The following is a 22,091-nucleotide window of genomic DNA, read 5'->3' on the forward strand; positions in this document are numbered from 1 at the left end:
AGGTCACCAGCTGACGGTTCCGTGGCGGTCGATGAACCGCCCGGATCCGTGGCCGGGCCCTTCGGTGGCGAGCTGCACGATGGCGTCGGTCCCCTCGGTGACGGTCTGCGGCCCGCTGTTTCCGTTGAATTCGGTTGCGGTGTAGCCCGGATCGGCGGCATTGATGCGAATGTCGCTCAGGCCCTTGGCATACTGCGTCGTCAACATCGTGACAGCCGACTTCGACGCGGTGTAGGCCGGAGCAATCACGCTGGATTCGACGCGAGACGGATCGTGTGTCGCCGCGAACGAACCCATTCCACTGCTGACATTGACGATGACGGGATCGGTGGAGCGGCGCAGTAGTGGAAGGAATGCTGTTGTGGTGCGGATGATTCCGAGGACGTTGACATCGAGTACCGACTGCACATCCTCGGCGGTCAGTTCTTCGATGGCGCTGTGCGGTCCGGGAACGCCCGCGTTGTTGATCAGTACGTCGACAACCCCCTCCTGCCGTTGTACGTCCGCAGCTGCCGATGCGACGGATTCGGCATCGGTGACGTCGATCCGAACGAACCGAGCGCCCAACGCTGCTGCAGCATTCCTACCCCGCTCGGCGTCACGTGCTCCGAGGATCACGGTGTGGCCCTGTTCGATCAGTCGGCGCGCGGTTTCGTAACCGAGGCCCTTGTTTGCTCCGGTGATGAATGTGATGGTCATGGCCCCAGTGTTCAGGTCGACCGGCGTGTGTTCCAGGCACGCCTGGACGGTAGGACAATCGGTACCACCCTCACACCCGCCCGAAGAGTGACAATGGAGTCGTGAACTCGACAACGGACGGACTCGGCGCGACGATCAGATCGTGGCGTGATCGACTCTCACCCGATGCTGTCGGACTGACGACCGGACGATCTCGACGGGCCACGGGGCTCCGACGCGAGGACCTCGCCGATCTCGCGGGCATCTCCGTGGACTACGTCGTGCGGCTCGAACAGGGACGAGCGACGACACCGTCGGTGCAAGTGGTGTCGTCCTTGGCGCGGGCTCTCCAGCTGACTCTTCCCGAGCGAGACCATCTCTACCGCTTGGCCGGCCACATTCCGCCGGTCGACGGGACTATCTCCGACCACATCCCGCCTGGGGTCAGGCGGGTTGTCGGCCGACTCGACGAGGGTGCGGTTGCCGTCTTCGCCGCCGATTGGCAACTGCTCTGGTGGAACCGGAGTTGGGCTGCGCTGGTCGGTGATCCGTCGTCCGTCTCACCCTCGAAGCGCAACTTCGCTCGTGACTGTTTCCCTGTCGGCGCGGACACGCCCGGAATGTCCGCCTGGCCGGTGACGCCGTCCGGCGGCGACGCAGCAGTCCGAGCTGCCGTGGTGTCCGACCTTCGGCGAGCCACTGGACGGTTTCCCCGAGACTCGAGACTGAGGGGCCTGATCGAAGAATTACGCACCGGCAGTTCAGAATTCGAGTCTCTGTGGTCGGTCGGTGCTGTCGGTTCACATCGCGAGGATCACAAAGTGGTCCACCATCCGACGGTCGGACCGATTACCGTCGATTGCGACGTACTCACCGACGGAGACGCGGAGCTGAAAATCGTCATCATGACAGCCGCCCCCGGATCGGATGACGACACGAAACTCCGGTTGGCCGCCGTTTCCGGGTCCGTCGACCAGCTGCGGTTGCCAGTGCAGTAGCGGCCAGTCGAGTGCGTCAGCGACTGCTCTGCTATCCGACGATGCCGCGGAGGAACTCGATCCTGAGCCGGTTGTACTCGTCGGTCCACTGCGAGCCCGTGGTCATGAATGCATGCTCGAGGGTCCCCTCGTTCTTGCTGTACAGATTCAAGCGATTGGCGACGCCCAATCTGTCCAGCTTCGCGCTCAGTTCGGCCGCCTGATCGGGGAAGGTGCCGGTGTTTCCGTCGGCGATGAAGCTCGGCGGGAAGTCGGAGGTGGCGTTCTTCGTGACGTTTGCGCGCGCCAGCCAATCGGCATCGGTGGTGTCGAGGTAGCTGCGTGCACCGATGTCGTACAGAAAGCCGTTCGACGGACTCGGAGATTGCGGTGAGCCGGCCCTCCCCACATCGAGTACCGCACTGTCGAACACCAAGGCCTTCAAAGCGCTTCGATCCATCGTGGGTTCGATGCCCAGCGCACGTGCGTAGTCGGGGTTGGTCCGAACATTGGCGTAGCTACCCACGATCTGACCACCCGCGCTGCTTCCGGCGAGCACGACGCGGCTCATGTCCAAGCCGTATCGGTCGGCGTTCGTTTCCAAGAACTGCAGAGCCTCACCCAGCTGGATCGTCTGTGTGGGAAAACGGTATTCCGGTGCGAACGCATAATTCACCGACACCAGGTTGAAACCGGCGTCGAGTACGGGGCCCGCCCCCGACGCGAAGTACGGGTTGTCCGTCCCGAGTTCGGAATCACCGTCGGCCTTGTCCCCCGCTATCCATCCCCCGCCGTGCACCATGACGTACGTGGGACGGCTGACCGACGGATCGTTGTCGGCGATGTAGATGTCGAGAAACGAATTGGGAAGCGTCGAGCCGTATTCGATGTCACTGGTGCGACCTGCCCCGTTCACTACCGACGTCGCTGTCGGCGCGGCAGAAACGAAGGAATTGCTCTGCCCCAAGGACTGCAGCGCTCGAACCAGCGGCGCCGGACTGGCGGCCGTAGTGATCGTCACTGCGGAAACCACCAACGCAATCGAGGCAGCGAGGCCGGCGGGTACGGCGAGAACCACCCGGCGAGTGCCATCCGAGGAGCCCGCCCACGCCGATCCGAGCAGAAAGAACCCGAGCGCAGTCCCCGCGGTTGCGCTCACGACCCACAGCGCGTGAAAGGGCGTCACCAACCAGGCGACCTGAGCGACCACGGTCACTGCACCGAGCGAAGTTCCTACGGCTACATGCTTTCTGGCATCGGACGCGACGAGACAGGTGGCCACGACGGCCACCACGATGACCCACAATCCCACCGCGAACTGCTGACGGATCAGAAGACACTGGAGCCACGCGAGTGCAACACCGATACCACCGGTCATCACGAGTGCCGATGTCGACGTTCTCGTTCGCCGGCCTTCGAAAATTTTGCTCACCCTTAGCTACGCCGTGGACGTGTGACGTTGCCTGTGCAGGTCACGGACAGCGTCGCTGAACTCGGCGACCGGCCCGTCGACCACTGCTCCCGGCACGACCTGTGTGATGGTGAGCGGCGTGATCGCGAGCGGCGCAGCACCGAATTCTTCCAGCCACGTAAGCAATTGGGCTGTCGAGGTGGCGTAGACGATACGTCCGAGCCCGACAATTCCGTGGCTCGCCGCGCACATCGCACAGTGCTCACCGGAGGTGTATACCGTCGACGATCGTCGCTCACTGGGGTTCAGATTGGTCGCAGCCCACCGTGACAGAGCGATCTCGGGGTGCTGGGTGGGATCGTGTCGATCGCCGACGCGATTGCGGTCCTCCGCAAGCACTTCACCGCTGCCCGACACCAGCACCGAACCGAACGGATCGTTGCCCGTACTCACTGCGGCCGCCGCCAGATCCACAGCACGCGCCAGAAATGCACGGTCGTCGGCGGAAATACTCATGCCGCACCACATGGTGCGTCGACGATAGTAGTGTCCACACCTCGACCGTACCGGTACGAAGCACGGCGAACTCCGCATCGATCCCACGTGCTCCCGCCGAAGCGCAGGTAGCCGACACCGTCACCCGACTTGTCAGACTCGCGACAACGAGCGCACAATTCTTCACCATGGCACTGATCTCGAAGGGCTTCGTGGGCCGACGACGCGGCGACGACGGGCGCACTCCCCCCGGTCAGTATCTGACCAAGGACTTTCCCGTCCTCGCGATCGGGCCTGCGCCCGTGGTCGCGACCGACACGTGGTCGTTCTCGGTCACCACCGAACGGGGCGACACTCGCAGTTGGACCTGGGACGAATTCGCGGCACTTCCGCACGAGACTCCGACCGTCGACATTCACTGCGTCACCAAGTGGTCGAAGCTCGACACCACGTGGAAGGGCGTGAGCCTGGACGTTCTGCTGGACGGTCTCGACACCGATGCCGGGTACGTCGTGGTGCACGGCTTCGACGGTTACACCACCAATCTCCCCCTCGAAGATCTCAGGGACGGGAAGGCCTGGCTGGTCACCGAATTCGACGGCGCTCCCTTGGCTCGCGAACACGGCGGTCCGGCACGGCTTCTCGTTCCTCATCTGTACTTCTGGAAATCGGCGAAGTGGATCTCACGCATCGGGCTCACCCTGGAGAACGAACAAGGTTTCTGGGAGCGCGGTGGGTACCACGACTACGGAGACCCGTGGCGCGAGCAGCGCTACCAGGGCGACTGACGTGACTTCGGCGGCTGGGGCGAAACCCTGGCTCGTTGCCACGGCTGCGGCCGTGCGGCGTGAGACACCCACCGCGTCCACCCTTGTTCTCGACGTCGACGGTTGGCCCGGCCATCTCGCCGGGCAGCACGTGGACGTCAAGCTCACCGCCGAGGACGGCTACAGCGCACAGCGCAGCTACTCCTTGGCCTCGGCACCCGACGGCACGTCGCGTATCGAGATCGCCGTGCAGAACGTCGCGGACGGTGAGGTGTCGCCCTACTTGGTCGAGTCCGTCGAGGTCGGCGATCGCATCGAAATCCGCGGGCCGGTGGGTCGATGGTTCGTCTGGCGGCCGTCCCAACCGTCGGAGACCCCGTCTCCGCCGATTCTGTTGGTGGGTGGTGGTTCCGGCATCGTCCCGCTCCGCGCCATGGTTCGCGCGCAGGCGTCTGCGACGGGCGGGCGGGTGCCTTTCCGAGTGTTGTACTCCGTGCGCGAACCAGCAGAGGTGTACTTCGCGGACGAGTGGGCTCACCCTCCGGCGGGAGTGGACGTCACGATGATCCACACGCGGCGTGCTCCTGCCGGCAGCACACGGCCCCTCGGTCGAATCACGTTGGAAGACATAGACGCTCACGGATGGCCGGCGGAATTCGAGCCGCGCTGCTACATCTGCGGGCCCACGAGCTTCGTCGACACGGTGGCGGACATGCTGGTAGCGCGGGGTCACTCGGCTGGGAACATTCGAACAGAGCGTTTCGGACCGAGCTGAGATTGGCCCTCGACTCAGCGCCGCTCCCGCGGTAAAGATGAACCATCCACATTTCGACGTTCTCAATGGGGTTCTTATCCATCCCCACTGGAGCCGGCTTCCCATACTGTCGGCACCATGACCATCGATCGAGTACCTGTACCCGGCGGAGATCTCGTCGTCGAAACACACACCGGCACCAGTGAGCCCGTCCTCGTGGTGCACGGCGTGTCCAGCCAACGCATGCTGTGGGGCTGGTTGCGGGCGGAGTCGCCGCATCTGACACTGGTCGCACCGGATCTGCGCGGCAGGGGCGACAGCGTCGAGGTCACGGGGTCGTCGTCGCTCGCTCGGCACGCAGACGACCTGGACGCCGTCATGGATGCCCTTGGACTCGACGCTGCGCACGTGTGCGGAATGTCCATGGGTGGATTCGTGGCAGTCGAGTTCGCGGCCCGGTATCCATCTCGAGTGAAGAGTCTCGTTCTCGTCGACGGAGGCGTTCCGGTGGCACCGCCCGCCGGTCTCACCCGCGAGACCGTCGGAGCTGTGTTCGTGGACAGAATTGCTCGAACTCAGAAGCATTTCGACGCCGTCGACGACTACGTCGACTTCTTGGTCTCGACGTCGCTGCCGCTTCTCGACCCGGCGGATCCACTCCTGCGGACGTACGCCGAACACGATCTGGTCGACGGGTCGGTGCGACTGTCGACCGATGCAGTCGTCTCCGACGCAGAGGATGTGTTCTTCGGCGAGTCACGGTTTCGAGAACTGACGATGCCGATTCGATTCCTGCACGCGCAGTGGAGCATTGGTAAGAACTCTGCACCGATGTACTCGCCCGCAGACATCGATGCGCTCGACCTGACCTCGATCACCCCGATGATGGAACTCGACCATGCCGGCACGATCATGACCTCGGCCGGTGCCGCCGCCGTGGGAGCACGAATCGACGAGGCGCTGCGGAACGGGTGATGAAGCAGCACAAGGACCGGAATGGAGCGGTCCGAGGACGTCGGCTGTCCATTTCGTCAGCTGTGTCGCGCGTCTCGTTCAGCCAGACTTAGCCGACAGTGAGCGTCGCCTCACCCTCGTCGAGCATGGTCAGGAGAAACAAATGAGCGGTGCCGGTGCAGTCCGGGAGGACAGCGGTGTGCGGCTGCGGTTCATCGACACTGCGGACCAACAGATGCCCGTTGCCATCCTGGAGTGGCAGCGTCGCGCTCCACTTCTCGCCGATCTGGTCGCATTGTTCGCCGATCTCGGGCTACGTGTGGCGAACCACGAGTTGTTGCCCTCTGGCGACGACAGCGACGCCCTCGTTCACAGATTCGGTTTCAGTACCGATGAAATCGATTGGTCCGCAGCAACTCCGAACCTGCTGCGGGCTGCATTCGAGGCCGCCGCATCGGGCGATCTAGAGGTCGATGGCTTCACTCGCCTCATCGCATCGGCCTCCATCCCGTTCACCGACGCCGTTCTCGTTCGCGCCGCAGCCCGCTATCTCGGCCAGGTAGGGCTGGAGCTGTCCGAACCCACTGTGGTCTCGATACTGCTGCGGCACAGCGACTTCGTCCGAGGATTCTGCGCACTCTTCCATGCACGGTTCGATCCCGACGTGACCGACCGCGACAGGCCGTCGGCTGCCGCCGAGGACATTCTCGACACCGCTGTCGAGCGCACCTCGGCACTCGACGAGGATCGCTTGTTACGAGGACTGCGTTCTTTCCTCTCGGCAGTGTTGCGTACCAATTGGTTTCGACACGACCGCACAGTCGGTGCCCCGCCCGCAGCGTTCAAGATCGACCCGGCACGATTGTCCCTCGCCGCGGCCGTCACCCCGTACCGCGAAATCTTCGTGCACTCGCCGATCGTCGAGGGGAGTCACGTTCGGAGCGGTGCGATATCTCGCGGGGGCCTGCGTCATTCGGACCGGCACGACGATTTCCGCACCGAAGTACTCGATCTGATGAAGACGCAACACGTCAAGAATTCACCGATCGTGCCGATGGGTGCCAAGGGCGCTTTCGTGGTTCGAACGGAGACGACTCCCGAAGGTGTCCGCAACGCCTACACCGATTTCATCGAGGCACTGCTCGATGTCACCGACAACGTCGTCGACGGCGCGGTGGTGCATCCGACGCGCACGGTGATCCGCGACGGCGACGACCCGTATCTCGTCGTCGCCGCCGACAAGGGGACTGCCCGATTCTCCGACCTCGCCAACAGCATTGCAGTCCGCCGAGGCTTCTGGCTCGGGGATGCGTTCGCCTCGGGAGGCTCGGCGGGCTACGACCACAAGGCCATGGGAATCACCGCACGCGGCGGGTGGCTGTCGGTACGACGCCACTTCGCCGAGAAGGGTATCGACGTCGATACCGATGCGTTCACGGTGGTCGGTATCGGAGACATGTCGGGTGATGTGTTCGGCAATGGCATGCTCCTGAGCCACGCCATCCGACTCGTCGGCGCGTTCGATCACCGACACATCTTTCTCGATCCGAACCCCGACCCCGAGGTCTCGTACCGCGAACGGGAACGGCTGGCATCGATCGCCGGAAGCAGCTGGGCAGATTACGACACCAGGGCACTGTCGTCGGGCGGCGCGGTGTGGCCCCGTTCGGTCAAGTCCGTCGAACTGTCACCGCAGATGCAGGCACGACTCGGAATCGATGTCGGCACCCTCTCCCCCAACGCACTCGTCGAGGCGCTGCTCACTGCCCCGGTGGATCTACTGTGGAACGGAGGGATCGGCACCTATGTCAAGGCCTCGACCGAGGGGCACTCCGACTCCGCCGATCCGGCCAACGATTCCGTTCGCGTCGACGCGTCCGAACTGCAGGCCAGGGTGGTCGGCGAGGGCGGCAATCTCGGCCTCACGCAGCGTGCTCGAATCGAATTCGCCCTTGCCGGGGGTTGCGTCAACGCCGACTTCATCGACAACGCCACGGGCGTCGCAACCTCCGATCGAGAGGTGAATCTGAAAATCGCGGTGGATGCGGCCGTCGCGGACGGCGAGCTGTCCGTCACCGAGCGCAACAGAGCGCTGTCCCAGGTTCAGGACGAGGTTGCCGAGTCGGTGCTTGCAGATGCTGCATCGCAGACCCTGGCGATCAGCCTCGCCGAGGCCCACGCGCCGTTCCTGCTGGGCCGGCACGAACGGTTGATCGACAACCTCGAACGCGACGCGGGAATCAGTCGAGTCGCTGCGGTTCTTCCCTCGCCTGCCGAGTTGCGGGCTCGACATCGCTTGGGGCAGGGACTGGTTCGGCCCGAGATCGCGGTGCTGTTGGCGCAGTCGAAGAACCTGGTGGCCACCGAATTGCTCGCCTCTCCCCTATTGGACGACCCGGTGTTCGACGGGGTACTCGCCGGCTATTTTCCAGAATCGATCCGTGTCCTGGTTCCTCACCACATTCGCAGGCATCCACTGGCGCGGGAGATCGTGGCGGTCGTCGTGACCGGACACATGATCGACCGCGTCGGGCCCGGCATGATTCACCGGCTGGAGGAGAGGCTGGGCGTGAGCACTGCCGATATCGCGGTCGCGTATGCCGTCGTGCGCCAGGTTTTCGACATCGACCATCTGTGGGACATCGTTGCCGATCTACCTGGAATCCCGCAGAGCACCAGGCTGGTTTTGCAGTTCGGTGTTCAGGATCTGATCGAGCGGACCACGTCGTGGTTGTTGCGCAACCGCGACGAACAAGCGACGCCTCTGGAGACGATCGAACGCTTCACGCGGCCGGTACGTGAACTCCGAGCATCGTTGCCGGAGTTGACCGGCGATCTCGTCGTCGATCAGAACACTTTTCGACTCCTCTCCGAGGCATTCGCGTTGGAGACGACAGCCCGGTCGCTCGCCCGACCGATAGCGCACGTGGCGCAGACATATCTCGAATTCGGCCGCGCCGTGGGTCTCGACCAGTTGGTGGAACGCTCCTCTGTCGCCTCCGGCGGAGCCGACTACTGGGACGCCATGGCAAGCGCGATTCTGGTCGATGCGATTCGTGAGCACTGGCACAACATGACCGAACAGGTCCTGTCCGAGGCGGTACACACCGAATCTGCTACCGACGCCGTTGCAGCGTGGCAGTCTGTGCACACCAATTCCGTCGAACGATTGGCCCAGATGGTCGGTGAACTCCACAGCGTGGAAGGGCTGAGCAATTCGCAAGTGTGCGTGGTGAGCGCAGAGCTGTCGCTCGCCCTGTCTCGGTGCCGATGATTCGCACTACCTCTACCTGTTTCGATCGAAACGAAGGAGCCGTCCCCATGCGCTTGATCGTCGGATATCTCGCCACCCCCAGCGGTAAGGACGGTCTTACCCTCGGGGTGCAGCTCGCCCGCAGCCTGGGTGCTCAACTCGACATCTGCATGGTTCTACCGCCGGACCGCACCGTTGCGTCCAGAGTCCCCGCCGAAACCGGTTACGAGGACGTCCTGGTCACACGAGCGCAAGGCTGGCTCGACGAGGCGAAATCGTTGGTGCCGTCCGACATCGAGGTCGCCGTGCACGCGAGTTTCAACGACTCGTTCGCCCAGGGACTGCTGGACGAGGTGGCTCGGCTGGGGGCCTCGGCCATCGTCGTGGGTGCGTCCGGAGACGGCCTGCTCGGACGGCATTCCGTCGGCTCGGTCTCGACCGAACTGCTGCATTCGGCACACGTGCCGCTTGCACTCGCGCCGCGCGGCACCCGGCACTCGTCCGCTCGGGAGATTCGTCAGGTGACCTGCGCACTCGGAACCAGGACGGGAGCGGATGTATTGCTGCGGACGGCGGTACGCACCTGCGAGAGAATGCACACTCCACTGCGGCTCGTGTCCCTGGTTGCGCTCGACCCCCGCAACGATCTTCGCGATGCCCGGGACAGCTACGACAGCGCGCGTGACCGTGCCGTCGCGCACGCACGTGCCCTCGTGGACGAAGCGAAATCCACGTTGCCGGACGACTTTCCGATATCGGTGACCATCGCGGACGGATCGTCCGTCGAGTCTGCGGTGCGGACGCTCGACTGGCAGGACGGCGACCTCGCCATGGTCGGCTCCAGCCGCCTTGCCCAACCGCGCCGACTCTTTCTCGGTTCGACGGCCGCGAAGATGCTTCGCGTCCTGCCCGTTCCCATGGTGGTCGTCCCCAAGCAGGAGTTCGAATCATGAATCCGTCGACGGAAGGCTCGAATATGGGCAAGAACGCAAGCGGGCCCTCGCCCACTGCCGGTGAAGTCAGCGCCAAGGGGCTGGCGACAGGCACAGTCGGCACCTTCTCGGGTGCGATACTCGGAATCTCCTCTGTCGCACCGGGTTACACTCTGACGGCAAGCATCGGTCTGATCGTCGCGGCCGTAGGTCTGAAAATGCCGGCAATCCTGATCGCGGGCTTCGTTCCGATGTTTCTCACCGCTTATGCCTACCGCGAGCTGAACTCCGAGTCTCCCGATTGCGGCGCGTCGTTCACGTGGTCGACCAAAGCATTCGGACCTTACGTCGGATGGATGTGCGGTTGGGGCATGGTGATTGCGACGATCATCGTGTTGTCCAACCTTGCGGCCATCGCGGTGCAGTTCTTCTATCTGTTCATAGCGAAGTTGTTCGACACACCGTCGATCGCCGATTTACCGGGCAACAAGTTCGTCAATGTCGGTACGACGCTGGTGTTCATCGCAGCGGCCACCTGGATCGCCAGCAGAGGCATCACCACGAGCGAAAAGCTGCAGATCGTCACGGTCGGCTTTCAGATGGTGCTTCTCGTCGTCTTCGCCGTCGTTGCGCTGATTCATGTCGGAGCAGGAGACGCCCCGGGCGAGGTCACTTTCGACTTGGACTGGTTCAACCCGTTCACCGGCGTGGCCGTCGGTGCGTTCGTCATCGGACTCACGGGATCCATCTTCGCTTTCTGGGGTTGGGATACGTGCCTGACGCTCGGCGAGGAATCCAAGAACCCCAAGACGACGCCCGGCCGCGCCGGGTTGCTCTGCGTGGCAACCATTCTGCTCACCTACCTACTCGTCGCGGTGGCCGCCATGATGTACGCAGGGGTAGGCGAGGACGGCCTGGGCCTGGGTAACCCGGACAACGCCGAGAACGTCTTCGGCTCTCTGGCCGACCCGGTGCTCGGCAAATGGGGCGGGCTGCTGCTGTTCCTGGCCGTGCTGGTGTCCTCACTGGCGAGTTTGCAGACCACGTTCCTTCCGGCTGCGCGAACGATGCTGGCGATGGGTTCCTACGGTGCCTTCCCCAAGAAGTTCGCCGAAGTGTCACCTCGCTTCCTGGTGCCTTCCTACGCAACCGTCGTCGCAGGGGCCATCACCGCAGGGTTCTACACAGTGGTCACATTCCTGTCCGAGCGCACTCTGATCGACACCATCGCGGCCCTGGGCATCATGATCTGCTGGTATTACGGCATCACGGCTTTTGCCTGCATCTGGTATTTCCGCGGCAGGCTGTTCGACAGCGTCCGTAACACCGTCTTCCGCTTCCTGTTTCCACTTCTCGGTGGCCTCATGCTGCTCGCCGTTTTCGTCATATCACTCGGCGAGAGCATGAATCCCGACAACGCCAGCGGAGCCTCGATCGGCGGCATCGGACTCGTGTTCTTCCTCGGCTTCGGCATCCTCGTCCTCGGTGCTGTGCTGATGATCGTCATGAGGTTTCGCCATCCCGCATTCTTCGAGGGCAAAACCCTCGACCGCAACACCTCCGCGTTGCGAGACGAAAGCGATCTGGCGGGCAGATAACCGAGGCCCGAGAAGCTCGTGACTGCTTCGTGACGTACCGCAGCCTGCCGTGAGTGTTCGCACGACGACGTCGACGCCGAGGACGGCGGGATTGCTCGGCAGCTGCGGTTCCGCGTCCCGCCGGCACAGCGGTGGCGCTGCTCGACGACGAATGCGGCACGAAGTTCCCGACGGGACAACTTATCTGACCGACCATCCGATTGGCCCCTATCGCCGAGCTGGATGGCCGAGGACTTCGACCCCTTCGGTATCGAATCGTTCGGTAGTGGCCGAAGCTCTGTAGCGACGAAATTGGCTCCGGCACAGCGGCGGACATGACCACTTGCCCCCACCGACTCACCTGACCGCGGCCACATCAGGACGTAGACTCCCCTTCATGACGCGTCCCGAACCATTCGTTTCGACGACTATTGCTGCGGCGCTGGATGACCTGAGAACACGACTTCGCGCAACACGGTGGCCGGACAGTCCTGCCGATGCTGGGTGGTCACTCGGTGTCGACGTCGGTTACCTTCGTGAACTCGTCGAATACTGGTCCAACGAATTCGACTGGGGAGCGCAGGAGTCTGCCCTGTCGAAGCATCCTCGATTCCGGGTCGAAGTCGGCGATCTGGGCATCCACTTCGTGCACGCGCGGGCAGTGGCACCTGTGGGCCCGGTTCTTCCCGTGGTTCTCAGCCATGGATGGCCGGACTCGTTCTGGCGCTACTCGAAAGTGGTGTCGCTGCTGACCGATCCGGGCGCACACGGTGCCGACCCCGCCGATGCATTCGACGTCATCGTGCCCGACATGCCGGGCTACGGCTATTCGGATACACCGGCAGGCACCCCTTTGAATTCGATTGCGGTAGCCGGCGTTTGGGCCGAGCTGATGCACATTCTGGGGTACACCCGTTATGGGGCTGCCGGAGGCGACATCGGCAGCGCCGTGAGCCGGTACCTCGCACTCGATCACCCCGACTCTGTCGTGGCCGTCCATCGTATGGATGCGGGACTGCCCGTGTTCACCGGCGACCGCGCCGAACTGTCACCGCAGGAGCAGGACTTTCTCGACAGGTCCGCCGCGTGGGGCAGTACAGAGGGTGCATACGCTGCGATGCACCGCACGAAACCGCAGACCGCTGCCGTCGGGTTGACCGACTCCCCGGCCGGGTTGGCCGCATGGATCGTCGAGAAGCTGCGAGGGTGGACCGACGGCGACGGTGACATCGAGCGCAATTTCACCAAGGACGAGATCCTCACGAACGTCACCCTCTACTGGCTCACCGAGACCATCGGCTCGTCGATGCGTATGTACAACGCCAACGCGTCCATTCCCTCGGAGCAGCACGCCCGCCGCGTCGAGGTGCCGTCAGGGTTCTCGTTCTTTTCGGGTGACCTCTTCACGAATCCGCCCCGCGCGTGGCTAGACCGCGTCGCGAATGTCGTTCGTGTGAAAGAACTTCCGCGCGGCGGGCACTTCGCTCCGTTCGTGGAGCCCGAGCTGTACGCTCGAGAATTACGCGAGTTCTTCCGACCGTATCGCTTAGCCCTTGCGTAGAGCGGCCCAACACACCTGAATTCCTGTGCGCCCAGCACCTGATTCCCGAAGCGCTAACGGGGTTCGTCGAGTTTTAATGCCAATTCCATGCACCGCAGGCGTGCAGGAGAGAAGTCGTACGGCATCATCCGGACGGCCTCGGTGAGGCTCGTCGACCCGCACGCCGGACCGGCGTCGGCGGGAGCGGGCTGCGACTCGTCCCAGGCGTCGAATCGGGCGTCGTCGGCCTGCGCCAGGCCGGAGCTCTCGATGACCGCATGGAGGGCGGTCTCGAAGGCGTGCCGTTCGGCCGCGACCCCCGCCACGCGGGGGTCGTCGACGGAGACCGAGTCGTCGAGCGCCCCTTCGGCGGCGTCGACTCGGTCGGAATACTCCCGCAAGTCCAGGTGGGTGGCCAGGGCGATGACACGCGACGCCTGGACCGACGCGCCGAGCTCGCCGAAGATCCGCTCGGTCACGAGCAGGGTGTCCAGGTCGTCCTGCCGCACCGCTCCCTGGGGCAAGTCGACGAGGCGCTCACTCACGACATCGGAGAGCAGGCCCAACCTGCTCCCCCGCGCACGCATGCGCTGCACGGCGGTCCGTTGCCGCTCGAGTTCGGCCTGCCTGGCGACGATGACCCCTTCGAGCCGATCAAGGATGCGCGCGACGTCGCTGTCGGAGGTGCCGGACGCGTCGGCCAACGCGTCGCGGATATCGTCGAGGGCAATGCCGGCGTCCGCCATTCGGCGGATCCACATCAGCCGAATCATCTCGTCGTAGCCGTAGCGGCGGCGGTCGTCGCTCCCCCGCTCGGGCTCCGGCAACAGACCGATCTGGTGATAGTGGCGAATCGCTCGCGGAGTGGTGCCGACGAAGGCGGCGGCTGCCCCGATCGTGACTTGGCGCGGCGGGATGAAGGACGAGAACATGTGCGAGCCTTCCTCATTGGGCGGAATATGCTCACTGCACCACATGACCCTACGGAAGGTGCAACTCGCCGCCTGATTTCGCGCGTCGGGCAACACTGCACCGAAGTCTCACATTGCCCTCCCCCTTTGCTGAAACAGCAAACATTCTTGCTTATTCACACGTTGTCGTCGATCCTGTGAAGAACACCGAACGAGATGGAGATGCCTGACAATGACCTCGACTACGAACAACGACTCGGATCGCACAGGTGATGTTGACGTCAGGGAGGGCAGACATGAGCCCTTCTCGGCCGCTATGGAAGCTCTTGTGGCCGAACGCGTTCTCGGAGATCGCCGCCACGGCGTTTCCATCTGACGACAGAAGGTGGCCCGGGACGCCGGCGCGGCTACCGGACGACGCTTACGCCGAGCAACCACTCGTCCGGGGCGAACAGTTCGCAATGGACACGCGACTTGTCGACCCCACAGTCGACGAGTTGCGATCTGGCGGCCTGCACGAAACCGCTACCGCCGCACACGAAGAACGTCGCACCCTGAGGAATTTCGACAAGAGTGAGATCCAACCGCCCATGGTGTGCATCGGCCACATCACCGGGCTCCTCGTACCAGAGTTCGAGGACGGCGTTCGGCAAGGCGTCGACCAGTTGTCCCTGACGGGCTCGAAGCGGATGGTCGGCGGGGCTACGGTCTGCGTGGACAACCAACACCTCGGATTGCGTACCAGACAGAGCGAGATGTTCGAGAATCCCGTTCATCGGCGTGATGCCGATGCCGGCCGAGATCAATACGGCGGGCCCTGCAGAGATGTCCTCTGTCGGCAGATCACCGAACGGGATGCTGATGTCGACGAGGTCTCCCGGGCGTAGCGTGCTCGAGATCCAGTTCGACACTTCACCTGCCGGGCAGCCACCGCTGGCGACGACAGGCTTGACGGCGAACGTCAATTCGCCTGTGTCACTGCCGGAGATGAGGCTGTACTGGCGGATCTGTCGCGCGCCGTCGGGCAGAGTCACTCCGACCGAGACGTACCCACCCGGGTGCTCCTTTCGAAGCTCGGGCCAGTCGCCGGTCACACCGATCACCACTACCCCGGACGGATCTTCGGTGCGCGTAGTGACGATTCCGCGGTGAAAGACCTGTCCCGCAACCACTCCCGCGCTCTCGTAAAGGCGGTTCTCGAGATCGACGAGAGTGTCGGCCATCATCCAATACACCCGGTCCCAGGCTTCGGCGACTTCGGTCGTCACTGTCTCGGCACCGAGTACGTCGACGATCGCAGCGAAGAGGTGCTCGTACACGATCGAGTACTGGTCGGCGGTAATTCCGAGAGATGCGTGCTTGTGTCCGATCCGGGACAGCATTTCGTCCGGGTGCGGCAGCGTCGGGTCAACCAGATGGGTGGCGTACGTCGCGATCGACGCGGCCAGAGCTCGTTGTTGTGCTCCCTGTGCCTGATTCCCGCGGTTGAACAGATTTCGCAGCAGCTCCGGTCGTGCGGCGAACATGCGCGCATAGAAGTTTGTTGTGATGGCGTCGATATTGGCACCCACCAACGGCAACGTCGATCTGACGACGTCGACGTGATCGGGTTGAAGCTCGTGATCGACAGTGAGGGGACCGAACGTGGACATAGGTATTCCTTCCAAGGGACCGCCGACGTCGAAATGGCAGGTCAGGGTGAGGGAAAAGCGACCATTGCGAGTGGAATGGTCGGGGACGCGGCTAGATCGTCGATCGTGTAGCGGTCGAGTTCGCCATAGAACGCTTCTTTGGCGACGGCCAGGGCATGCCGCAATCGGCAGGCGGCAAGAAGTGGGCAGGGCCGGTCCCCTACGCACTCGACGACTTCGCGATCGCCTTCGAGCTGACGGATCAGGTGGCCCACCGATATCGATCGACCCGTGTCGGTGAGGAAGAGCCCGCCGGTGCGGCCGCGCTGCGCACGGACGCAGCCCAATCCGACCAAGCGTGTAATCGCTTTCGCTACATGGTGTTCGGACGCGTTGACTCGAACTGCAATGGCTCCAGTGGTCATCCGAGGACCGTCCGGGCCGGCGGCTGCCAGCAACATCATCGCCCGTAGGGCCAGATCGCTGAAGCGAGTCAGTTGCATGTCTACGACGGTACTCAATCCCGCACACCCGATGCGGGTTTTGGAGCGTGGGTTCAAACACCACGATCCGTGCGGTTTTTACACCTGTACATTCCTCTCACAACTCCGAGGCCAATTCTTCGATAATTCGCGTTGCCGGGTCATTGGAAGCGCTGCGGTGCCCGGCACCGGCCCACAGATTGATGCCGTGAGGCTCGGCACTCGGCCTTCGCACTGCCCGCCGTCATCGGGGCAGGCGTCACCGTACTGGCACCAGCAAGTCGATCGGTCGGACGTGGCTCAGCTACAGCGGCGACGCCTATTGGAGCGGATCCGATCGCCGGCCGAAGAAGAAGTATGCGATCGGACCGAAGAAGTTGACGCATATGACCGCGGCCCACAGCCGCTTGCTGCCAGTAACCTGCCTGCTACTACGTAGCGCAAGATCGAGCCACGCGGCCAAAGCCATTGCCACCTGAACAGTGCCGAGAACGACGATGCCGCGGCGGCGTCGTTCGCTTATGCCTTCCTCGGCTTCGGCTTCGGCACCTCGTGCACCGTTCTCCTGCGCACCTGCAGACAGCCACGATGGATCGCGTGGTGCGTTCACAGTCGCACTCGGACAGGTTCGTGGACAAACTGTTCCAGGTCTTGCGCACTGCATTCGAGCAGCTGATGAGCGAGATCCGACAGTGCTCGTGCGACGGCAAGCTCGTCGCCTATCTCGGGGACCATCGGGTCCTCGGGGCTCTTTCGCGCCATCCCTACCCCGGTGAGCTTCGTGTCGCCGCGAGTATGCAACCGCGCCAGGGCACGTGTCTTGTCGTCGTGCTCGTCGATGGTGATTTCGACCGACCAAGTGTGTTCTTCCATGACATGGGCCTTTCTCGACGGGGCTTCATAGTTTCGTCACGGGCCCGGTCATCGTCCGTCGCGGCAGATCATGACGGGACAGTGCGCGTGGTGAACAAGATTGGCACCGGTCGACCCCAGCACCAGCGAGGCGATCGATCCGCGTCCGTGGCTGCCCACGATGACAAGCTGCGACTGCGCGGAGAGATCCACGAGTGTGTGCGAAGCATTCCCCTGGCGCAGTTCGCGATTGATCTGCACGTCCGGGTATTTCTCGGCCCATCCGGCCAAGCTCTCGGACAGGAGTGCTGCCTCCTCACGTTCATAGGCCGGCCAGTCGACGAAATACGGAAGTGCGACTCCGCCGGCTCTCCGAACCGTCCACTCCGACGACGACTCGCTGACGATTGGCCAGAACCATGGTGTCCACTCCGATCTGCGATGGGCGAATGTCCGACAGGATTTTCGGCCACTCCGTGCGGACTCATCGGTACGCAGTCCCATTGCATCCCACGTGGATCGGGCAACTCAGGGTATAACGTCCCAGATTGTCAGGACCTTCGATCGACCCGGCGAGCGGTGCGGACCGTCGTGCCGAATTCGAGGACTTCGGCACCGTGCGACAGGTCCGAAGCCTCTCGTCCCGCTCGACCCGACCCCAGAGGATCGATGCATGACCACTGCGATCGACCAACGAAAGAATCTCACGGTTGTCGGCGTCGACGGCTCCGTGTCGGCTCGGAACGCTGTCCGTTGGGCTGCCACCGGCGTAGTCGGCCGAGACACCACACTGTTGCTCGTCTATGCCGGTGTCGATCTGGACATCACGCGCACCGGAGCACTGGACGCGAACAGTGGCACCGCGTCGGGTGCGCGTGCTCGTGCGCGGTCCGCGCTGGCCGCCGCCCGCGTCATCGCGCTGTCGATCCTGGGCGACGACGCCGATGTGGAGACCGTGCTGGATCCCGGCCCACCCAACGAGGTATTGAACGAGTACGCGGACACAGCTCGGATGCTCGTGCTGGGTTCTCGTCGAAAGGGAACCGTCGCGCGGGCAGTACTGGGCTCGGTCAGTACCGATGTCGCCACTCACGCACGATGCCCGATTGCTGTTGTCCCGCAAAGCTTCACAGGAACGGAGGCAGAGTCCGACACCGCGCCCACAGTGGTGGGCGTCGACTGTTCGTCCAACGACGATGCAGTACTCGACGTTGCCTTCGATCAGGCATCACGACTCGGCACCTCCTTGCTTGCCGTGCACGCGTACGAGTCCTTGCAACCGCGAACCGGGTTCGCCCGATCCATCGACCTGGGGCCGCGCATGCGTGGCGATTCTGCTCCACAGCGGTGGATCGATCACCTCGTTGCCTCGTGGTCCGAGAAGTATCCCGACGTCGAAGTCACGGCTCACGCTGCACACGACCGACCGTCACATGCGCTCCTTGAGTACGCATCCCAATCCCACGCGCAACTCATCGTGCTCGGGGCCAGGAGCCGTGGTGCGATCTCACCGCTGTTCGGCGGATCGACCAGCCGTGCGGTACTCCATCGAGCCGATATACCGGTCGTCATCGTCCCTGCCTGCAAAGGCAAATTGCAGTAACGGCCCTGTGGCAGCACGCCGAAATACCGGCTCTGCCCGAGGAGCAACGCGCGGACGTGTTGACCTTCACCGAGAACGCGACTACGACACAAAGGCTTTCGCCATCTACGACCGAGGAAGTTCATGGATCGGTGCCGAACACGGCGATCGAGGACCTCGGCCCCTCCGAGTGGGGACGTTCGACGACAGCACCGGGTACCGCGTGATCGATAGGGTCGCTTACCGAACCGGAACGAAACGGAGAAGGCATGAACACATCGAAGGTCCAGGCAACCGTCGACGGCACCCTGCCCGACTGCTCTCCGCATCCTCAGACCACCGACAGCACGGCGTACGCCGCCATCGAACAGTTCGACGAGGGGTCGTCGAATTTGGTGGTTCGTGTGGAGGAGGTGGGAGCACGACACTGGTGGATGGCCTTGCTGGCAACGCTGGCAAGTCAATCGGGAAACGCCTACATGCGTTTTGTCGGTGTCGTCGACGAGAAACCCGTGTATTTCAGCGACACGTTCCCAGTGCCCCGAATCTGGGGATCTATTCCGCCACAGGATCAGTGGGCACCGGGCATGACTCGGTGCCTTCACAAACTCTGCCGAGAGATCGAGGACGCGGGCTGGCGACTGCACGAGAACACGATCGATCCCTGGTCGCTTTCGTACGAGCGCACCTCACCTCCGCCCGCGCGCGGGCTCAGTCGAGCTACGTGCTGAGCTACAAGACGTGCATCGACGCCTCTGCGCTCGAAACCGACGAGCGGAAAGGTCCGCTGCAGTTCACCCCATCGTCACCGCGATGGTCATCACGACGGCGAAGACGACGGTCGGCAAAGCCATGGCCGCAAGAAACCCGAGACCGAAGCGATGCCCACCTGAAGTGAAGGTCAGCACGCTCTTGACCAGCAGATTCGATCCAAGCGCAGCGGCGATTGCCTGCAGCGCGCTGTCGACCGTGATGGTGCCTTTCGCAGCAAGGCTCGCCGCCCCGAGAGCACCGGCGTGAGCATCGGCGAGACCCGCCGCAGCTGCGGCGAGCACCGCTCCCCGCGAACCCAGAACGTCAGCACCCCATCGGCCGACGAAGAGGGCGAAGACGAGAACAGCAGCCAACACGAGTGCCGGCCGCAACGAAAACGGCCGCGCGGCGGTATGCGGCTCGACGCCAATGCTCATCACCTCAGCGTCTCGTGGAGCCACTGAGGCACCGCGGTAGACGATGGCAGCGACTACAACGAGCACCATGGCACCCGCAACCACAGGGGGCCACAGTCGTCGAAGAACGTCTGGCTCGACGAAACCGATAACGACGAGCAACTGTATGAAGGTGGCAAGGCTGGCAACGAGCGCCCCGGCGAGCGGTGCCCGCATCTCATCGGCTGTCCGGCTCAGCCGGCCCATCGACGCAGTTGTCGCACTTGCGGATACGAATCCGCCGGCAAGACCCGTGACGAGCAGACCGCGCTGAGGCCCGAGCGTCCGGACGCCGATGTATCCGATCCATCCGATACCGGTGAGCAGAACGACGAGGAGCCATACCTTGGCCGGGTTGAGCACACCGTAGGGTCCGATTTCGCGATCAGGTAACAACGGCAGGATGACAAATGCCGCCACGAGGAACTTGATGGCGTCTTCGAGTTCGATCTCGCTGACCATCTGACGGGCGAAGCGATGAATGCGATACTTCGACATCAGCAGTCCGGCCACGATCACGGAAAGGGCGACGGCTACCGACGGGTCGGTATAGGCGAGTGCACCGAGCAGATAGGCCACCAACGCGGCTATCTCGGTAGTGGTCCCCGCGTCCTGCTCGCTGGTGCGGAGATAGGCAAGCGCCATGAGCAGCCCTACGACGACGATGCCGGCTGAGACTGCCCAGATGTCGAAGCCGGCGGCGACGGCTCCGGCAAGAGACAGCAGCGCGAACGAACGCGACCCGGCCGGGAGCGTGCGGATATGGCTGCGTTCACGCTCGAACCCGAGCAGCAGTCCGATGGCGAGCGCCACCAGGAAGGGCTCGACGTCCATCCAGCTCACGACAGTTTCACCGATCGTGCACTACTGGAACGGATTTGCCGCACCGTCCACCTTCTATCCTCGAGTCTTCGATGGATCCCGCGGTCGGATCGAGTTCGCATCCACGGCCGGTCACGACGTCAGCTCTCAGCGTCGCAGTAGATCACGATCCCATTGTCCGCAACTACATAGGGGAAGAGACAGGGCGGAAGGTCCCTCACGCGTATGACTCACGCCATCGCCCTAGGTGCGGTCCGGCAATGTTCCGACATCACCGAACGATTGGTAGAGAGCACCATCTGTACCGTGTTCTGTCCGCTCCACTCGGACTTCGAACGGGATCCGAATCCGAGATAGCCCGCACCGATCCGGCCGTGCTCAGCGGTGAGAACCTGCCGACCGGAATAGCCATTCCGAGCTCCCCGTTCGCCGTCGGCGTCATCTCACTGCTACTGGGCTACATCTCGTAGTCGCCGGTGGGGGCACTCGATCACGCGGAGCTGAGTCCAAAGCGATGCCATCGCGCTCCCACTCGATTGGAAGCGTGATGTCTCGGGCAATTGCACGGTGCTCGCGATCCGCTTCGCGACGGCGGGCGGAAGCTCCGGCTCAACAGCCACCGACCGGCCGTCCGCGGGGATGCTCGCGACACCGGCCGAAAGGTACAGCATGATCGAGAAGAACCAGCTGCAGTCGCCGGGCGAGCGCCGATGATTTCTCCACTATTCAACGGTCCACAGCCGACGGTGAGGCATGCGTGGGGCGCAGGCGTGACGCCCGACCACAAAGTCACTCTTGCCCCAGATGCCCCGCTGCCACTGTCGTGTATGCGGACTTTGCTCGTGCCATATTGCCGAGCTGAGACCTACCCTGAGCTGCACATATCCGCCGAGAATTGTTCGAGCAAGCTTCGGCCAGTCCGCGGATTCAGATCCGCTGCGCCACCTGTCCATTCACGTACATCCAAATACGCAGAGTCCACGACACCCGCCGAATCTCGTTGCATATCCGAAAAGTTCGGATTTATATGGACTCCAGTGCCCCCAGTCGGACTCGAACCGACACTTGACGGATTTCAAGGTCCCTGGAAGTGGATCCACCCAGACGTCAGTGGACTCGATATTTGTTTACTTCACAACACTTTTCGTTCATAACCGTCCAGCCCAGTCCAGGTCCGAACGTACCGACTTGTGACACTCTCGTGACACCGAACTGCCGCCGATCCTCCGACACCGGACAGTCCTGATCGGTGTCGTACAGCCACG

The 22,091-nt window shown here is 63.3% G+C and carries 21 protein-coding genes; 11 read left to right on the top strand and 10 right to left on the bottom strand.

All coding sequences use genetic code 11. The annotated features are described in order from the left end of the window. Window positions 1-3: 3 nt before the first annotated feature. Window positions 4-699, bottom strand: a complete 696-nt coding sequence (locus CH266_RS03850) for an SDR family NAD(P)-dependent oxidoreductase (protein WP_094714755.1) — start codon at window positions 697-699, stop codon at window positions 4-6. Between the two features lie 101 nt (window positions 700-800). Here CH266_RS03850 and CH266_RS03855 point away from each other — a divergent pair, with 101 nt between their 5' ends. Further along, a complete protein-coding gene (locus tag CH266_RS03855) occupies window positions 801-1,676 on the top strand; it encodes a helix-turn-helix transcriptional regulator (protein WP_094714756.1) in 876 nt (291 codons plus the stop codon). Between the two features lie 31 nt (window positions 1,677-1,707). On the opposite strand, the gene CH266_RS03860 is transcribed toward CH266_RS03855, so the two are convergent. Beyond that, window positions 1,708-3,033 (bottom strand): alpha/beta hydrolase, encoded by a 1,326-nt coding sequence (locus CH266_RS03860; RefSeq protein WP_094735567.1) that lies wholly within the window; start codon window positions 3,031-3,033, stop codon window positions 1,708-1,710. Window positions 3,034-3,093: 60 nt separating this feature from the next. Beyond that, window positions 3,094-3,582 carry a nucleoside deaminase gene (locus CH266_RS03865; RefSeq protein ID WP_032388824.1) on the bottom strand — a complete coding sequence of 163 codons (489 nt, stop codon included), beginning with the start codon at window positions 3,580-3,582 and terminating at the stop codon, window positions 3,094-3,096. Window positions 3,583-3,749: 167 nt separating this feature from the next. Between CH266_RS03865 and CH266_RS03870 the strand changes: the two genes are divergently transcribed. The 7 genes from CH266_RS03870 (at window position 3,750) to CH266_RS03900 (ending at window position 13,359) form a co-directional block, all read left to right on the top strand. Continuing rightward, complete coding sequence (locus CH266_RS03870) at window positions 3,750-4,349, top strand: sulfite oxidase-like oxidoreductase (RefSeq protein ID WP_094714758.1); 600 nt, start codon at window positions 3,750-3,752, stop codon at window positions 4,347-4,349. Between the two features lies 1 nt (window position 4,350). Then, on the top strand, window positions 4,351-5,103 hold the full coding sequence (locus tag CH266_RS03875) for a ferredoxin reductase (protein ID WP_057473845.1): 753 nt from the start codon (window positions 4,351-4,353) through the stop codon (window positions 5,101-5,103). A gap of 117 nt (window positions 5,104-5,220) precedes the next feature. Continuing rightward, on the top strand, window positions 5,221-6,057 hold the full coding sequence (locus tag CH266_RS03880; RefSeq protein WP_094714759.1) for an alpha/beta hydrolase: 837 nt from the start codon (window positions 5,221-5,223) through the stop codon (window positions 6,055-6,057). A gap of 142 nt (window positions 6,058-6,199) precedes the next feature. After that, the gene (locus tag CH266_RS03885) at window positions 6,200-9,310 is read left to right on the top strand and encodes an NAD-glutamate dehydrogenase domain-containing protein (RefSeq protein ID WP_094714760.1); all 3,111 of its coding nucleotides are present in this window, start codon (window positions 6,200-6,202) and stop codon (window positions 9,308-9,310) included. A 47-nt stretch (window positions 9,311-9,357) separates the two neighbouring features. Further along, entirely contained in the window at window positions 9,358-10,242 is an 885-nt protein-coding gene (locus CH266_RS03890) for a universal stress protein (RefSeq protein ID WP_094714761.1), read from the top strand. Between the two features lie 23 nt (window positions 10,243-10,265). Continuing rightward, on the top strand, window positions 10,266-11,819 hold the full coding sequence (locus CH266_RS03895; protein ID WP_032383980.1) for an APC family permease: 1,554 nt from the start codon (window positions 10,266-10,268) through the stop codon (window positions 11,817-11,819). A gap of 376 nt (window positions 11,820-12,195) precedes the next feature. Next, window positions 12,196-13,359 carry an epoxide hydrolase family protein gene (locus CH266_RS03900; RefSeq protein WP_094714762.1) on the top strand — a complete coding sequence of 388 codons (1,164 nt, stop codon included), beginning with the start codon at window positions 12,196-12,198 and terminating at the stop codon, window positions 13,357-13,359. Window positions 13,360-13,412: 53 nt separating this feature from the next. On the opposite strand, the gene CH266_RS03905 is transcribed toward CH266_RS03900, so the two are convergent. The 6 genes from CH266_RS03905 to CH266_RS25755 form a co-directional block, all read right to left on the bottom strand. Further along, window positions 13,413-14,270: a MerR family transcriptional regulator gene (locus CH266_RS03905; RefSeq protein ID WP_094714763.1), complete on the bottom strand. Its 858-nt coding sequence runs from the start codon at window positions 14,268-14,270 to the stop codon at window positions 13,413-13,415. Window positions 14,271-14,656: 386 nt separating this feature from the next. Further along, window positions 14,657-15,901 (bottom strand): globin domain-containing protein, encoded by a 1,245-nt coding sequence (locus tag CH266_RS03910; protein ID WP_094714764.1) that lies wholly within the window; start codon window positions 15,899-15,901, stop codon window positions 14,657-14,659. A 41-nt stretch (window positions 15,902-15,942) separates the two neighbouring features. Next, window positions 15,943-16,383 carry an RrF2 family transcriptional regulator gene (locus tag CH266_RS03915; protein ID WP_027496129.1) on the bottom strand — a complete coding sequence of 147 codons (441 nt, stop codon included), beginning with the start codon at window positions 16,381-16,383 and terminating at the stop codon, window positions 15,943-15,945. Window positions 16,384-16,681: 298 nt separating this feature from the next. Further along, on the bottom strand, window positions 16,682-16,972 hold the full coding sequence (locus CH266_RS25750; RefSeq protein ID WP_369597408.1) for a PLD nuclease N-terminal domain-containing protein: 291 nt from the start codon (window positions 16,970-16,972) through the stop codon (window positions 16,682-16,684). Next, window positions 16,969-17,235, bottom strand: coding sequence for a DUF1876 domain-containing protein (locus CH266_RS03925; RefSeq protein ID WP_094714766.1), 267 nt, complete (start codon window positions 17,233-17,235; stop codon window positions 16,969-16,971). The genes CH266_RS25750 and CH266_RS03925 overlap by 4 nt, the downstream gene beginning before the upstream one ends. Window positions 17,236-17,283: 48 nt before the next feature. Further along, window positions 17,284-17,718 carry a universal stress protein gene (locus CH266_RS25755; protein WP_094714767.1) on the bottom strand — a complete coding sequence of 145 codons (435 nt, stop codon included), beginning with the start codon at window positions 17,716-17,718 and terminating at the stop codon, window positions 17,284-17,286. 169 nt (window positions 17,719-17,887) lie between these two features. Between CH266_RS25755 and CH266_RS03935 the strand changes: the two genes are divergently transcribed. Both CH266_RS03935 and CH266_RS03940 read left to right on the top strand, forming a co-directional pair. Beyond that, a complete protein-coding gene (locus CH266_RS03935; protein WP_094714768.1) occupies window positions 17,888-18,817 on the top strand; it encodes a universal stress protein in 930 nt (309 codons plus the stop codon). A 248-nt stretch (window positions 18,818-19,065) separates the two neighbouring features. After that, complete coding sequence (locus CH266_RS03940; protein ID WP_255175834.1) at window positions 19,066-19,527, top strand: hypothetical protein; 462 nt, start codon at window positions 19,066-19,068, stop codon at window positions 19,525-19,527. 63 nt (window positions 19,528-19,590) lie between these two features. Here the strand turns inward: CH266_RS03940 and CH266_RS03945 are convergent, their stop codons facing one another. Further along, the gene (locus CH266_RS03945) at window positions 19,591-20,838 is read right to left on the bottom strand and encodes an MgtC/SapB family protein (protein ID WP_094714769.1); all 1,248 of its coding nucleotides are present in this window, start codon (window positions 20,836-20,838) and stop codon (window positions 19,591-19,593) included. Window positions 20,839-21,086: 248 nt separating this feature from the next. Between CH266_RS03945 and CH266_RS25305 the strand changes: the two genes are divergently transcribed. After that, window positions 21,087-21,296 (top strand): hypothetical protein, encoded by a 210-nt coding sequence (locus CH266_RS25305; RefSeq protein ID WP_094666056.1) that lies wholly within the window; start codon window positions 21,087-21,089, stop codon window positions 21,294-21,296. Window positions 21,297-22,091 lie beyond the last annotated feature (795 nt).

Origin of the sequence: Rhodococcus sp. 06-1474-1B, from assembly GCF_002258885.1 — a bacterium.
GTDB classification, from domain to species: domain Bacteria; phylum Actinomycetota; class Actinomycetes; order Mycobacteriales; family Mycobacteriaceae; genus Rhodococcoides; species Rhodococcoides fascians.